The sequence below is a fragment of the Pseudomonas sp. genome, from assembly GCF_049301935.1.
Taxonomy (GTDB): domain Bacteria; phylum Pseudomonadota; class Gammaproteobacteria; order Pseudomonadales; family Pseudomonadaceae; genus Aquipseudomonas.
Genome location: NZ_JBAQLP010000062.1, coordinates 1 through 12,985, shown reverse-complemented (window position 1 = coordinate 12,985; position 12,985 = coordinate 1). Strand labels below are relative to the sequence as shown.

Here is a 12,985-nt window from a genome sequence, read left to right as displayed (position 1 = left end):
TTTCCCAGGTTTTATCCGGGCTACAACCTGCGCTTTCGCAGGGTGGACAAGCCTTCGGCATGCCCATCCTGCGAGCACCGAGGCCTTACCCACAACCATAGAGTCGATGGGCTGGGGGCGATTTTCGCGCCTACGTTTGCTTCGCGTTAACCAGCGGCGATAACCTCGTCACCCTGCTGTCCAAGCCGTGCCCGTGGCCGCTGTGCTAACCTGCGGCGATATTTTTGCGGGCGTTATTGGTCATCCGGCCGGTCTGTTTTTGAGGTTATCCATGCATATCCATATTCTCGGCATCTGCGGCACTTTTATGGGCTCGCTGGCCGTGCTGGCCAAGGAACTCGGCCACCGCGTGACCGGCTCCGACGCCAACGTTTACCCGCCCATGAGCACCCAGCTGGAGGCGCAGGGCATCGAACTGACCCAGGGCTATGACGCCGCGCAGCTCGACCCCGCACCGGATCTGGTGGTGGTTGGCAACGCCCTGTCGCGGGGCAACCCGGCTGTGGAATATGTGCTGAATAAGGGCCTGCCCTATGTCAGTGGCCCGCAGTGGCTGGCCGACCATGTGCTACAGGGCCGTTGGGTGCTGGCGGTGGCGGGCACCCACGGCAAGACCAGCAGTTCGAGCATGCTGGCCTGGGTGCTGGAACACGCCGGCATGAGCCCGGGCTTTCTGATTGGCGGCGTGCCGCAGAACTTCGGTATTTCCGCGCGTCTGGGCGCCACGCCGTTCTTTGTGGTCGAAGCCGACGAGTACGACAGCGCCTTCTTCGACAAGCGCAGCAAGTTCGTGCACTACCGTCCGCGCACCGCCATCCTGAATAACCTGGAGTTTGATCACGCGGATATCTTCCCGGATCTGGCGGCCATCGAGCGGCAGTTCCACCATCTGGTGCGCACCATTCCGGGGGACGGGCTGATTATTCACCCGACCACTGAGCCTGCGCTTAAGCGGGTGATCGAGATGGGCTGCTGGACCCCGGTGCAGACTACGGGAGAGGGCGGCCAGTGGCAGGCGCGGTTGCTTAGCGAGGATGGCTCGCGCTTCGAGGTAAGTTTCGAGGGCAAGGTTGCTGGCACTGTGGACTGGCAACTGACCGGTCAGCATAACGTGGCCAACGCCCTGGCGGTGCTGGCGGCGGCGCGGCATGTTGGCGTGGTGCCGGAGCTGGGCATTGCCGCGCTGTGCGGCTTTATCAACGCCAAGCGGCGTATGGAGAAGGTCGCCGAAGTGAATGGCGTGACCATCTTCGATGACTTCGCTCACCACCCGACCGCGATTGCCACCACCCTGGACGGCCTGCGCAAGCGCATCGGCACGGCCAAACTGATCGCCATCGTCGAGCCGCGCTCCAACTCGATGAAGCTCGGCGCGCACCGCGATGGTCTGCCCGAATCCGTGGTACAGGCCGACTCGGTGTACTGGTACGCGCCGCCGAATCTGGGCTGGGACCTGGCCGGCACCGTGGCCCGCTCGACCGTGGCGACCCAGGTGTGTGATTCCCTGGAAGCGATCATTGCCGGGGTCAAGGCTGAAGCAGCGCCCGGCACCCAGGTGGTGGTGATGAGCAACGGCGGTTTTGGCGGCCTGCATGGCAAGCTGGCGGTGGCCCTGGCCAGCTAGGTTGTAGGATGGGTTGAGGCGCGCAGCGCCGATACCCAGCGAGTCTAGGGTGATGGGTATCGCTTCGCTCAACCCATCCTATGACCGACGGTTTCACTCATTCCACGGAGTTCGCATGAACGGTCCCGAACGCATTACCCTGGCCATGACAGGCGCTTCCGGTGCTCAGTACGGCCTACGCCTGCTCGACTGCCTGGTGCAGGAAGAACGCGAGGTGCACTTTCTGATTTCCAAGGCCGCGCAACTGGTGATGGCCACCGAAACTGATGTCAGTCTGCCGAATAAACCCCAGGCCATGCAGGCGTTCTTGAACGAGTACACCGGCGCCGCGCCTGGGCAGATTCGCGTATATGGCAAGGAAGACTGGATGGCCCCGGTGGCCTCGGGTTCCGGCGCGCCCTCGGCGATGGTGGTGGTGCCGTGCAGCACCGGCACCCTGTCAGCGATTGCCACCGGGGCCTGCAATAACCTGATCGAGCGCGCTGCCGATGTGGCGCTGAAAGAGCGTCGTCAGCTGATTCTGGTGCCGCGTGAAGCGCCGTTTTCCAGCATCCATCTGGAGAACATGCTCAAGCTGTCGAATCTTGGAGCGACTATCTTGCCGGCCGCGCCGGGCTTCTATCACCAGCCGCAGACCATCGATGACCTGATCGACTTCGTCGTGGCACGCATTCTCAACTGCCTGAATATCCCTCAGGACATGCTGCCGCGCTGGGGCGAACACCATCAGATCACTCCGGATGAATAAGCCGGTGGCCCGCGCGGCCGGCTTGTTGCTGCTGAGCCTGACCCTGAGCGGCTGCGCCACGGTGCGTACTCTGGATGCCGCCAAGCCTGACGCGCCGGTGGTGTATGCCGGCACGCGGCTGAACCTGTATGCGCTGCAGGGCGGTTGCTGCGCCACTCAGCGCTTCGGCGCCGAGGCCCCGGCTTACCCGGCCGCCGACCTGCCGGTCAGTGCGTTGCTCGATACCCTGTTGCTGCCACTGTCCCTGGCCACCGCCATCGGCCTTAACCTGGGCATCAGTGGCGGCTTGTAACGGGCGTCAGGCGTCCGGAATGCCGGCCTTTTTATCCTGCCAGCTAGCGGCCAATGGCCAGTCCTCAAGGGTCTGCGCCGGCCCTGGTTTGGCAAACAGGTAGCCCTGAAAGCGCCGGCAACCCATGCGTTGCAGGGCATTGAACTGTTCCTGGGTTTCCACCCCTTCGGCCGTCACGGCCAGGTTGAGGTAACCCCCCAGCGCCAGGATGGTGCGCACGATGGCGGCATCGCTGGGGTGGTCGAGCAGGTCGCGGACAAAGGATTGGTCGATCTTCAGCTGGTTCAGCGGCAGGCGCTTGAGGTAGTTGAGCGAGGAGTAGCCGGCACCGAAATCGTCCAGCGCCAGGTGCACGCCGCGCGCTTTCAGCTGGCTCATCTTGCCGATCAGAGTTTCCACGTCTTCCACCAGCTGGCTTTCGGTCAGTTCCAGTTCCAGGCGCTGCGGATTGGCGCCGCTTTCGGCGAGTGCGGCGAAGACGTCTTCGACAAAATCAGGATGGTGGAACTGCTTGGCGCTGACGTTGACTGCCAGGGTCAGCTGCGCCAGGTGCGGGTGGGCGGCCCAGGCCACCAGTTGCTGGCAGGCGCTGTAGAGAATCCAGCGGCCCAGCGACAGAATCAGCCCGGTGCTTTCCGCCAGCGGAATAAATTCGCCCGGCGGCACCAGCCCGCGGGTGGGGTGTCGCCAGCGCACCAAGGCTTCGGCACCGACCAGTCGGCCCTGGGCGTCCACCTGCGGTTGGTAGTGCAGAATAAAGTGGCGCTCGCCGAGGCTGTGGCGCAGGTCGCTTTCCAGGCTGGCGCGGGCGCTGACGTCGGCCTGCATCTGCGGGTCGAAAAACCGCATGGCGTTGCGGCCGGTGGCCTTGGCCTGGTACATGGCCATGTCGGCGCGCTTGAGCACTTCATCGACCGTGCTGTGCGCGCTGGGGAACAGTGCAATGCCGATGCTGGCGGTGCTGATATGGCTGCGCCCATGCAGGTTGTAGGGGGCTGCGAGCGCGGCGATTACCTTGTTGCCGACATGCTCGACCTGGCTCAGCGCCTGCGCGGACTGCAGGCTCAGGCCTTCGAGCATCAGCACAAACTCATCGCCACCGAGGCGGGCCAGGGTGTCCTGGGCGCGCACATGGCTGCTCAGGCGTTCGGCCACCTGCTGCAGCAACTGGTCGCCCATATCGTGGCCGAGGGTGTCGTTGAGGTCCTTGAAGTTATCCAGGTCGATAAATAACAGTGCGCCCTGTTGCAGGCCGCGCGCATGCTTGGCCAGGGCCTGTTGCAGGCGATCAAGCAGCAGGCGACGGTTGGGTAGGCGGGTGAGCGGGTCATAGAAGGCCAGCTGGTTGATCTTCTCCAGGTTCTTCTTGTGCTCGCTGATGTCGGTGGAAATGCCGCACAGGGCATAGATCTGGCCCTGGGCATTGCGCAGTGGCAGCTTGACCGACAGATAGGCGTGCACGCTGCCGTCACTCAGGCTGAGATTGGTCTCTTCGGCTTCCACTCGCTCACCGAGCTTGAGTACGCGGCGGTCGTTCTCGTACAGATTGATGGCGGTATCCATATCGAAGAACTGTTCATCGGTCTTGCCGATCACCTGCTCCAGGCTCTGGCCGAACAGCTCGCAGACCTTGCGGTTGGCGTACTGGTAACGCAGCTGGGTGTCTTTGATGTAGATGCAGGCTTCGACGCTGTCGAGAATGGTGTTCAGACGCTGTTCGCTAGCCAGCAGGTGACGGGTTTTCTCCCGTACCTGGCGGCGCAACAGCAACGCCCCTGCGAGGGCGGCGACCAGCAGCAGCGCGAGGGTGCTCAGGCCCCACCAGACGCCGCTGGGAATCAGCAAGCGTGGCCGTTCACCGCCCCAGCGTTGCAGGCTCTGGTAATAGATCGAGGAGGGCGAGTCCTGCCAGTCCGACAGGTGCTGATCGATGGCAGCCAGCAGATCGGCGTTTTGCCCCTTGCGTGTGGCGTAAAACAACTGCGCCGGCTGAAAGATGATCGAGGAGCTCTGTAGTTGATAGCTCGGCGCATGGAAGTCGCCAAAGCGCTGGTTGGCCACTACCGCGTCAGCCTGCCCGGCCGCCACCTGTTCGAAGCCTTGGGGCAGGCTGGCTACGCCGAGCAGCTGGGCTTTCAGGCCAAAGCTTTCGAGCAGCCCGCGCAGGTATTCCTCCTGCACCGAGCCCTGTAACACGGCAATGCGCAGGTCTTTGAGGTCGAGTATCGATTTGAGTTGCAGGTCTTCGCTGCTGTAAATCTGCGACCAGCTGATCAGCGAAGGGGTCTTGTGGAAGTCGAGTACCTGGGCGCGGCTGTCGTTGTAGGCCACGTCTGGCAGCAGGTCGATTTCACCCTTCTGCGCCAGCTCCAGGCACTCTTGCCACTCGCACGGCCTGGGACGCAGTTGCCAGTCCTCCTGGTTGGCGATTTCATTCAGCAGTTCGCCGAGGATGCCGGAGAGCTTGCCGTCCTGGCCGAGGAGAATTTTCGGCTCGTTGGCGTACACTCCCACGCTCACCTGACGTGCTTGCGCGCTGCTCAGCGATGCCGCCATAAGGCTTACGGCCAATAGCAGAACAGTGGCGCAAGGGCGAAATGACAGACGCTTCATGCGGTGGCCGATATTCATACGAGAATCCATGGCCTAACAATAGTCAGGATAGGGTGCCGGTGCTGACCGCTAATGGCAATTGGCTATTTATGCGGGCTAATCAGCCCAGCCTTGGTAGATATAGGTCATGGGTTTTGGGCCCTTGAGGTAGCGATTGCTTAGCTCGCCAATCTGAAAGCCGCCGGCAGTGATCAGCGCTGGAATGTCGCGATTAAGGTGGCAGCCCCCGGCGAGTGGCTTCCACACTGGCGTCAGGCGGTTCTGCCAGCGCAGCACGGGCAGCTCGGGAGCCCTGCCATGCTCGCAGAACAGCAGACGGCCGCCAGGCTTGAGCACGCGGCGCATGTCTTGCAGCGCGGTCACGGCATCGGGGATGGTGCACAGGGTAAAGGTGCAGACGATGCAGTCGAAGCTGGCGTCGGCGGCCTGGATCTGCCCCAGTTCGAGGGCAATCATCTGCACTGGAATGCAGATGGCGGCGGCGCGCTGCTTGGCCAGCTTCTGCATAGCGGCGCTGGGGTCGACGCCGATAATCACGCTGACTTTTTCGGTATCGTAGAAGGCCAGGTTAAGGCCGCTACCAATGCCGATTTCCAGCACCCGACCATGGGCCTGGGGCACCAGTTGCGAGCGGGCCTTCATCACCTCGCCCATGCCGCAGGCGAAGTCGATCAGGTGCGGCAGCAGGTAGCGGTCATACAGGCCCACAGGATTGCCTCGAGTACTCTGCTATTCGGCGTCGTTGCTGGCGTCATCCGGCAGCTCGCTGTTGTCGCCGCTGACGGCGGCAAAGCACTTGATCAGGTGCGGCCCGGCCGTGCCGCTGATGGCCCAGGCGTCGGCTTCGCCGTCGAAGCGCGCGGCGATCACCTGCGCCAGGCTGAAGTGCCATTTGCGCAGGGCGCGGCCATCCATGCACTCGATGCTTAGCAGCGGCGCGTCGCCAGTAGGCGGGTTGCCGGCCTGGTGCTGGGCCAGTTGTTCGCTATCAAGGTGGAATTGCCAGGCATGCAGGTCGTCGATCTCCAGCATGTCGGCGCGGCTGAGGGCGCTGATCAGGTCGTGCGGGGTGCTGCTCATAGACTCATTCTTCTGTTAGCGGCCGAGACGGCGCAGTTGGTCTGATTCGATCACGCGGGTGCCGACGTCCTCTTCCAGCGCCAGGCGCCATAGCGCACGGGCCAGCACGGTGGCTTCGATGCCGCGGTATTTGCCTGGCAGCCAGCGCATAAAGGGCGCGGCCAGACGCTCGCCGAGGCGAAATTCCTGGCGTGCGCCGAGCAGCAGTGACGGGCGGGCGATGGTCAATTGCGGCCACTCCTGCGCACGCAGGGTCTGTTCCATTTCGCCTTTGACCTTGTTGTAGAACACCTTGGAGTTGGCGTCCGCGCCAAGGGCGCTGATCACCAGCAGGTGGCCTGCGCCGAGGGCGCGGGCGCGTTCGGCGAAGGCGATCACCAGGTCATGGTCGACCGCGCGAAAGGCCGCCGGCGAGCCGGCCTGTTTGATCGTGCTGCCCAGGCAGCAGAAGGCGGTATCGACCTTGCCGGCCAGTTGCGGCAGCAGGTCGAGTAATTCGCCCTGGGGATTTTCCAGGTGTGGGTGCGCCGCCAGCGGCCGGCGGCTGGGGGCCAGCACGCGGGCGACCGTGGGCTCGTTCAGCAGGCGGTCCAGCAGGTGTTCGCCGGTCAGTCCGGTGGCACCTGCGAGAAGGATGTGCTGGGGTGTCAAATACATAGTGTGGAATTCTCCGCTGATATCAATCAGCTTATCAGGCTGTTGGACATACGCATGGCTGTTATGGGGTGACTGAGGTTTGCACGTCGAGGGCCGTGTTAAGGGCGCGCTCGGCCTGCTGCTCGCGCAACTTGCGCCACTGCGCGAGCACCGCTTTGGCGGGCCAGATTTGCGGCTCGGAAGGCTCGAAACCATCGGCTTTTTCGCGTTCGGCAACGCTGGCCTGGGCCAGGGTGAAGGCGCGCTGCAGGTCGTCGGTCTGTTGCAGGGCCTCGGCAAACAGGGCGCGGCCGAAGTAGGTGAAGTCGTTTTCTTCTGAGCAGCCGAAGGACACCCGGTCGGCCCGTGCGGCGGTGATCACCAGGGTCTTGTCGTCCTGCAGTTTGGGGATAAAGCCGCCGGAGTAGCAGGCCGAAATCACCAGTACCTTGTGCCGCTCCTTCAGCGGTTCGAGCAGCGCCGCCAGCTCGCTGGCAGGCAGGTCGTTGAGTTGCAGGCGCGGCTGGTCGAGGTTCAGCTCATGCTGGGCCGAGCCGTGGCTGGTCAGGTAGATAAAGATCAGGTCTTCCTCGCCGCTGCGTTCGGCCAAAGCCTGAACGCTGCGGCCCAGGCTGACGCTGGTGGCCAGTGGCCGATCTGCCAGGTGGTTGCGGTGGTTGACCAGGGTGATCAGGCCGCGGGCGGCGAAACGCTCCTGCAGCAGATTGCCGACATAATCGGCCTCGCGCATAAACACACTCTGCTTGCCGTCGCCGGCCAGCGTCAGGGCATACAGCTCGATAGCCGGAGTCGAGGCGGGCAATTTGCCGAGGGCGGCATCCAGCAGCCGGCCTTGTTCCAGCAGGCCGGTGGCCAGGGCGTCGGGTATGGCCTTGCCCTGGGCGTCACGAATCAGCCGGCCGTTCTGCCAGGTGCCGCTTTGCTGGCTGCCGTCGCTCAGGGTCAGGCTGCCACTGCCCTGGTATTTACCGTAGGCAAAGTGGCCTTGATAGAGGCTGCCGTCGCTCAGGCTCAGGCGACCTTCGCCGTGGTAGCGCCAGTCGCGGAACTGGCCGGTGTAATGGCTGCCGTCGCTGCCCTTGAATTCGCCTGTGCCGGTCAGGCTGCCGTTGACGAAGCGCCCGCTCCAGACTTCGCCATCGGCGTTCTGATAACGGCCCTTGCCGTGGAACTGGTTGTCGCGGAACTGGCCGCTGTAGAGGTCGCCGCCCTGGCTCTTGAAACTGCCCTGGCCATTGAGCTGGCGGTTATCGAAGGTGCCGGTGTACACATTGCCTTCGGCGTCGCTGAGCACGCCCTGGCCTTCAGGTTCGCCTTGTTTGAATTGGCCCTGGAAGCTGGCCCCATTGCTCCACTGCAGTTTGCCCAGGCCGCTGTACTGGCCCTTGCTGAATTCGCCGCGGTATTCCAACTGGCGGCTTTTCAGATGGCCTTCGCCGCTGGGCATGCCATTGGCAAAGCCGCCCTGGTAACGGCTGCCGTCGCTGTAGGTGAGGCTGCCCTGGCCGTGGAAGTCGCCGTTCTGAAATTCACCGGCATAGAACTCGCCATGCTTGCTGCGCCATTCACCGGGGCCGCTGAACTGGCCGTCCTTGAATTGTCCCTGGTAATAGCTGCCGTCGCTGTAATCCAGGCGGCCAGGGCCTTGCAGCAGACCGTCGATCACCTCGCCACGGTAGCGTCCGCCATCGGGTAATACGGCATCCGCTGGCAGCAGGGGTTCGCCATCGCCACAGGCGAGCAGCAGCAGGGCGAGGCTCAGTGGAGCCAGGAGAATGAGGCGTCGCATGCAGAACATCCAGGCTGGAGGGGCGTCATTGAGTATGCCTTAAAGCGCTTGGCCTGCCGTGATTGAGCGCACCGGCAGAACAATAAAAGCAGCCGCAAGTGCCCCGACTCTCCTGCGCGTGGACGCCCCCATGCACCATGCCAGGGGGCGTCGCTACTGCTCGGCAGCCTGATGTCCATGTGCTCAACGATGCCTGGGGAGCGGCGCATAAAAAATCCGATGCCTGAAACAGGCATCGGATTTTCTTTGCACTGCGCTAAACGCCAAAGCTAGCGTCTGCGCTGGGTGTGGGCGGTTTAGTCGAACAGGCCAAAGGTCAGGTAGCTGAACCAGGAGCGGCTCGGCTGCTCTTCGCTCGCGCCGGCTTTGAGCTCGTCCGGAATCTGCTGTTCGGCGTCTTCGTACTGACGAATCACGTCCTGGCTGGCGCGGGTTTCGCCCGGCGGCAGGGGTGTGTCGGTTTCGATCAGGCCCAGGGTGGCCTTGGCCATCCAGGAGCGGCTGTCGGCTTCTTCTTCGCGCGGCACGAACTGACCGTCGACCAGGCTTGGGTGATCCGGGTAGTTGAGCTTGAGGGTTTCCAGGCTGGTGGCGGCCAGGTCATCCAGGGTCAGGCGCTGGTAGGCTTCGGTCATGACCGCCAGGCCGTCGCCGACGGCTGGGGTTTCCTGGAAGTTTTCCACCACGTAACGACCACGGTTGGCGGCTGCCACGTAGGCGTTGCGGGTCAGGTAGTAGTGCGCCACGTGGATCTCGTAGGCCGCCAGCAGGTTGCGCAGGTAGATCATGCGCTGCTTGGCGTCGGGTGCGTAGCGGCTGGTCGGGTAGCGGCTGGTGAGCTGGGCGAACTCGTTGTAGGAGTCGCGGGCGGCACCTGGGTCGCGCTTGGTCATGTCCAGCGGGACGAAGCGGGCGATCAGGCCGCGATCCTGGTCAAACGAGGCCAGGCCTTTGAGGTAGTAGGCGTAGTCAACGTTGGCGTGCTGCGGGTGCAGGCGGATAAAGCGGTCGGCTGCGGATTTGGCGGCTTCCGGCTCAACGTTCTTGTAGTAGGCGTAGATCAGCTCCAGCTGCGCCTGCTCGGCATAGCGGCCGAACGGGTAGCGCGACTCCAGTGCCTTGAGCTTGGCCACGGCAGCTGTGTAACTCTTGTTGTCCAGATCGGCCTGTGCCTGCTGGTAGAGTTCGGTCTCGCTCAGATTTTCGTCGACCACTGGTTTCGATGAGCAGGCGGCAGTGAGGGCGAGGATTGCGATCAGCAGCAGGTGTTTCACTTGCATGGCGGCTTGCGTCCCTGTGACGGCGGCTGTCTTGAGCAAAGCCGTCCTGTTATGATGAGCGCCCCCGGTACCCCTGGGGCAAAGACGCCGTATTTAACCACAAGCGTGTAGCCGAAACCAAAAGCTATGCCCCCTCTGTTGCCGAGCATGTCCTCTATTAATAAGCAGATCATTCAACTGAACGCCGAGGTGCCCTATGAAATGGGCGGTCAACGCCTCGATCAAGTCGCCGCACTCCTGTTCGCCGAGCACTCGCGTTCGCGTCTGTCTGCCTGGATCAAAGAGGGTCTGCTGACCGTCGATGGTGAGGTGTTGCGCCCGCGCGACATCGTTCACGGTGGTGCATTGCTGGCGCTGAACGCCGAGCAGGAAGCCCAGGGCGAATGGATTGCCCAGGACATCGCGCTGAACATCGTCTACGAAGACGAGCAGATTCTGGTGATCGACAAGCCGGCTGGGCTGGTCGTGCACCCGGCTGCCGGGCATGCCGATGGCACCTTGCTCAACGCCTTGTTGCACCACGTGCCGGACATTATCAACGTGCCGCGTGCCGGCATCGTCCATCGCCTGGACAAGGACACCACCGGTTTGATGGTGGTGGCCAAGACCATCGAAGCGCAGACCCGTCTGGTCGACCAGCTGCAGAAACGCTCGGTCAGCCGCATTTACGAGTGCATCGTAATTGGCGTGATTACCTCCGGCGGCAAGATCAATGCGCCGATCGGCCGTAGTTCCTCGCAGCGCCAACGCATGGCGGTCAGTGATGGTGGCAAGCCGGCGGTCAGCCATTACCGGGTGCTGGAGCGTTATCGCTCGCATACCCACGCGCGGGTCAAACTGGAAACCGGCCGCACCCACCAGATTCGCGTACATATGAGTCATATCGGTTATCCGCTGGTGGGCGACCCGGTCTACGGCGGGCGTTTCCGCATTCCGCCGGCCGCCAATCCAAGCATGGTGCAGACCCTCAAGGAGTTCCCGCGCCAGGCCCTGCATGCGCGCTTCCTGGAGTTGGACCATCCGATCACCGGTGAACGGATGAAATGGCAGTCGCCATTGCCGGATGATTTCGTCTGGTTGCTGACGCTGCTGCGTCAGGACCGTGAAGCCTTTGTCGGCTAATAAAAGCACGAGTGGGTAACAGGGAATTGGGTGACAGGATGCACGACTGGCTAACGCCGCAATGGCCCGCACCGGCACGAGTGAAAACCTGCGTTACTACTCGTTCAGGCGGCGTGAGCCTTGCGCCTTACGACAGTTGCAACCTGGGCGAGCATGTCGGCGATGACCCGCAGGCGGTGCTGAAAAACCGTCAGCGGCTGGTCAGTCTGCTCGGCTGCAAGCCGGCCTGGTTGCAGCAGGTGCATGGCGTTGCGGTGGTTGAGGCCAATCCTGCGGCGGTGCGTGAAGCCGACGCCAGTTGGACCAGCAAGCCTGGCATCGCCTGCACGGTGATGACCGCCGACTGCCTGCCGGCATTGTTCTGTGACCGTGCCGGCAGCCGTGTGGCGGCGGCGCATGCCGGCTGGCGCGGCCTGGCTGCCGGGGTGCTGGAAGCCACTCTGGATCAGTTGGCGGTGCCGGCGGATCAGGTGCTGGTCTGGCTGGGGCCGGCCATTGGGCCGCAGGCCTTCGAGGTCGGTGCGGAGGTGCGTGAGGCCTTTGTTGCCCAGCATGCGCACGCGGCAGCGGCATTTCAGCCCAGCGTCAATCCGGGCAAGTTTATCGCCGATATCTACCAGCTGGCGCGTATTCGCCTGGCCGCCCGTGGCATCGAGGCGGTGTACGGCGGCGATTTCTGCACCTTCAACGATCCGCGTTTCTTTTCCTACCGCCGCTCGGCGCAAACCGGACGTTTTGCCAGCCTGATCTGGCTGGGCGACTGATCCTCAGGTGCCGCCTCTGCGGCACTGTGGCGGTAAGTGACCCAGGTCAACGCCGCGCGGCTTGAAACCCGCACAATCGTCCTCATCTACTCTTCATCTCGCAGGCTTTCTGTTTGGGCGCGATTCAGTGCGCCGGCCTGCCACCACTACGAGGGTTGATTGTTTATGCGTATTGATCGTTTAACCAGCAAGTTGCAACTCGCGCTGTCCGATGCGCAGTCCCTGGCCGTTGGTCTTGACCATGCGGCCATTGAACCGCTGCACCTGATGCAGGCCTTGCTCGAACAGCAAGGCGGCTCGATCAAGCCGCTGCTGATGCAGGTCGGTTTTGATGTGAATAGCCTGCGCCTGGCCCTGGGCAAGGAGCTGGATCAGCTGGGTAAAATCCAGAATCCGTCCGGCGACGTCAACCTGTCGCAGGATCTGGCGCGCCTGCTCAATCAGGCCGACCGCCTGTCGCAGCAGAAGGGCGACCAATTTATCTCCAGCGAGCTGGTGCTGCTGGCCGCGATGGATGAGCACACCAAGCTGGGCAAACTGCTGCTGGGTCAGGGCGTCAGCCGCAAGGCGCTGGAAAACGCCGTGAGCAACCTGCGCGGCGGCGATGCGGTAAATGACCCGAATGTCGAGGAAAACCGCCAGGCCCTGGATAAATACACCGTCGACCTGACCAAGCGTGCCGAAGAGGGCAAGCTCGACCCGGTGATCGGCCGCGATGATGAAATCCGCCGCACCATCCAGGTGTTGCAGCGCCGCACCAAGAACAACCCGGTGCTGATCGGTGAGCCCGGTGTGGGTAAAACGGCGATTGCCGAAGGCCTGGCCCAGCGTATCGTCAATGGCGAAGTGCCGGATGGCCTCAAGGACAAGCGCCTGCTCTCCCTGGATATGGGTGCGCTGATTGCCGGGGCCAAGTTCCGCGGCGAGTTCGAGGAGCGCCTGAAGGCGGTGCTCAATGAGCTGAGCAAGCAGGAAGGGCGGATCATCCTGTTTATCGACGAGCTGCACACCATGGT

General features: G+C 63.0%; 12 protein-coding genes. 6 read left to right on the top strand and 6 right to left on the bottom strand.

Annotation, left to right across the window (positions count from 1 at the left end; translation table 11 throughout):
* Positions 1-271: 271 nt before the first annotated feature.
* The 3 genes from mpl to WA145_RS09415 all read left to right on the top strand — a co-directional run bounded on the left by mpl (position 272) and on the right by WA145_RS09415 (position 2,664).
* Complete coding sequence (gene mpl, locus WA145_RS09425) at positions 272-1,624, top strand: UDP-N-acetylmuramate:L-alanyl-gamma-D-glutamyl-meso-diaminopimelate ligase (RefSeq protein ID WP_422581331.1); 1,353 nt, start codon at positions 272-274, stop codon at positions 1,622-1,624.
* Positions 1,625-1,739: 115 nt separating this feature from the next.
* Positions 1,740-2,372: a flavin prenyltransferase UbiX gene (ubiX, locus tag WA145_RS09420; protein ID WP_422581330.1), complete on the top strand. Its 633-nt coding sequence runs from the start codon at positions 1,740-1,742 to the stop codon at positions 2,370-2,372.
* Positions 2,365-2,664 (top strand): YceK/YidQ family lipoprotein, encoded by a 300-nt coding sequence (locus WA145_RS09415; RefSeq protein ID WP_422581329.1) that lies wholly within the window; start codon positions 2,365-2,367, stop codon positions 2,662-2,664. The genes ubiX and WA145_RS09415 overlap by 8 nt, the downstream gene beginning before the upstream one ends.
* Before the next feature lie 6 nt (positions 2,665-2,670).
* Here WA145_RS09415 and WA145_RS09410 read toward each other — a convergent pair whose 3' ends face one another.
* The 6 genes from WA145_RS09410 to WA145_RS09385 all read right to left on the bottom strand — a co-directional run bounded on the left by WA145_RS09410 (position 2,671) and on the right by WA145_RS09385 (position 10,083).
* On the bottom strand, positions 2,671-5,295 hold the full coding sequence (locus WA145_RS09410; protein WP_422581328.1) for an EAL domain-containing protein: 2,625 nt from the start codon (positions 5,293-5,295) through the stop codon (positions 2,671-2,673).
* A 78-nt stretch (positions 5,296-5,373) separates the two neighbouring features.
* Positions 5,374-5,985, bottom strand: coding sequence for a class I SAM-dependent methyltransferase (locus tag WA145_RS09405; protein ID WP_422581327.1), 612 nt, complete (start codon positions 5,983-5,985; stop codon positions 5,374-5,376).
* A gap of 21 nt (positions 5,986-6,006) precedes the next feature.
* Complete coding sequence (locus WA145_RS09400) at positions 6,007-6,357, bottom strand: DUF5629 family protein (RefSeq protein ID WP_422581326.1); 351 nt, start codon at positions 6,355-6,357, stop codon at positions 6,007-6,009.
* Between the two features lie 15 nt (positions 6,358-6,372).
* Positions 6,373-7,014 (bottom strand): oxidoreductase, encoded by a 642-nt coding sequence (locus WA145_RS09395; RefSeq protein WP_422581325.1) that lies wholly within the window; start codon positions 7,012-7,014, stop codon positions 6,373-6,375.
* A gap of 61 nt (positions 7,015-7,075) precedes the next feature.
* Entirely contained in the window at positions 7,076-8,803 is a 1,728-nt protein-coding gene (locus WA145_RS09390; RefSeq protein WP_422581324.1) for a C13 family peptidase, read from the bottom strand.
* Between the two features lie 296 nt (positions 8,804-9,099).
* Positions 9,100-10,083: an outer membrane protein assembly factor BamD gene (locus WA145_RS09385; RefSeq protein ID WP_422581323.1), complete on the bottom strand. Its 984-nt coding sequence runs from the start codon at positions 10,081-10,083 to the stop codon at positions 9,100-9,102.
* 147 nt (positions 10,084-10,230) lie between these two features.
* Here WA145_RS09385 and rluD point away from each other — a divergent pair, with 147 nt between their 5' ends.
* From rluD to WA145_RS09370, 3 genes are all read left to right on the top strand, one after another.
* On the top strand, positions 10,231-11,205 hold the full coding sequence (gene rluD / locus WA145_RS09380; RefSeq protein ID WP_422581322.1) for a 23S rRNA pseudouridine(1911/1915/1917) synthase RluD: 975 nt from the start codon (positions 10,231-10,233) through the stop codon (positions 11,203-11,205).
* A gap of 38 nt (positions 11,206-11,243) precedes the next feature.
* On the top strand, positions 11,244-11,969 hold the full coding sequence (gene pgeF, locus WA145_RS09375; protein ID WP_422581321.1) for a peptidoglycan editing factor PgeF: 726 nt from the start codon (positions 11,244-11,246) through the stop codon (positions 11,967-11,969).
* Positions 11,970-12,134: 165 nt separating this feature from the next.
* A partial coding sequence (locus WA145_RS09370) for a Clp protease N-terminal domain-containing protein (protein ID WP_422581320.1) occupies positions 12,135-12,985 on the top strand: 851 nt, incomplete at its 3' end.

What these genes read in the sequence shown, in the direction of transcription:
- WA145_RS09390 (WP_422581324.1), bottom strand. Translation starts at nt 8,803, where the DNA reads ATGCGACGCCTCATTCTCCTGGCTCCACTGAGCCTCGCCCTGCTGCTG.
- pgeF (WP_422581321.1), top strand. Translation starts at nt 11,244, where the DNA reads ATGCACGACTGGCTAACGCCGCAATGGCCCGCACCGGCACGAGTGAAA.
- WA145_RS09410 (WP_422581328.1), bottom strand. Translation starts at nt 5,295, where the DNA reads ATGAATATCGGCCACCGCATGAAGCGTCTGTCATTTCGCCCTTGCGCC.
- rluD (WP_422581322.1), top strand. Translation starts at nt 10,231, where the DNA reads ATGTCCTCTATTAATAAGCAGATCATTCAACTGAACGCCGAGGTGCCC.
- mpl (WP_422581331.1), top strand. Translation starts at nt 272, where the DNA reads ATGCATATCCATATTCTCGGCATCTGCGGCACTTTTATGGGCTCGCTG.
- WA145_RS09395 (WP_422581325.1), bottom strand. Translation starts at nt 7,014, where the DNA reads ATGTATTTGACACCCCAGCACATCCTTCTCGCAGGTGCCACCGGACTG.
- ubiX (WP_422581330.1), top strand. Translation starts at nt 1,740, where the DNA reads ATGAACGGTCCCGAACGCATTACCCTGGCCATGACAGGCGCTTCCGGT.
- WA145_RS09415 (WP_422581329.1), top strand. Translation starts at nt 2,365, where the DNA reads ATGAATAAGCCGGTGGCCCGCGCGGCCGGCTTGTTGCTGCTGAGCCTG.
- WA145_RS09400 (WP_422581326.1), bottom strand. Translation starts at nt 6,357, where the DNA reads ATGAGCAGCACCCCGCACGACCTGATCAGCGCCCTCAGCCGCGCCGAC.
- WA145_RS09385 (WP_422581323.1), bottom strand. Translation starts at nt 10,083, where the DNA reads ATGCAAGTGAAACACCTGCTGCTGATCGCAATCCTCGCCCTCACTGCC.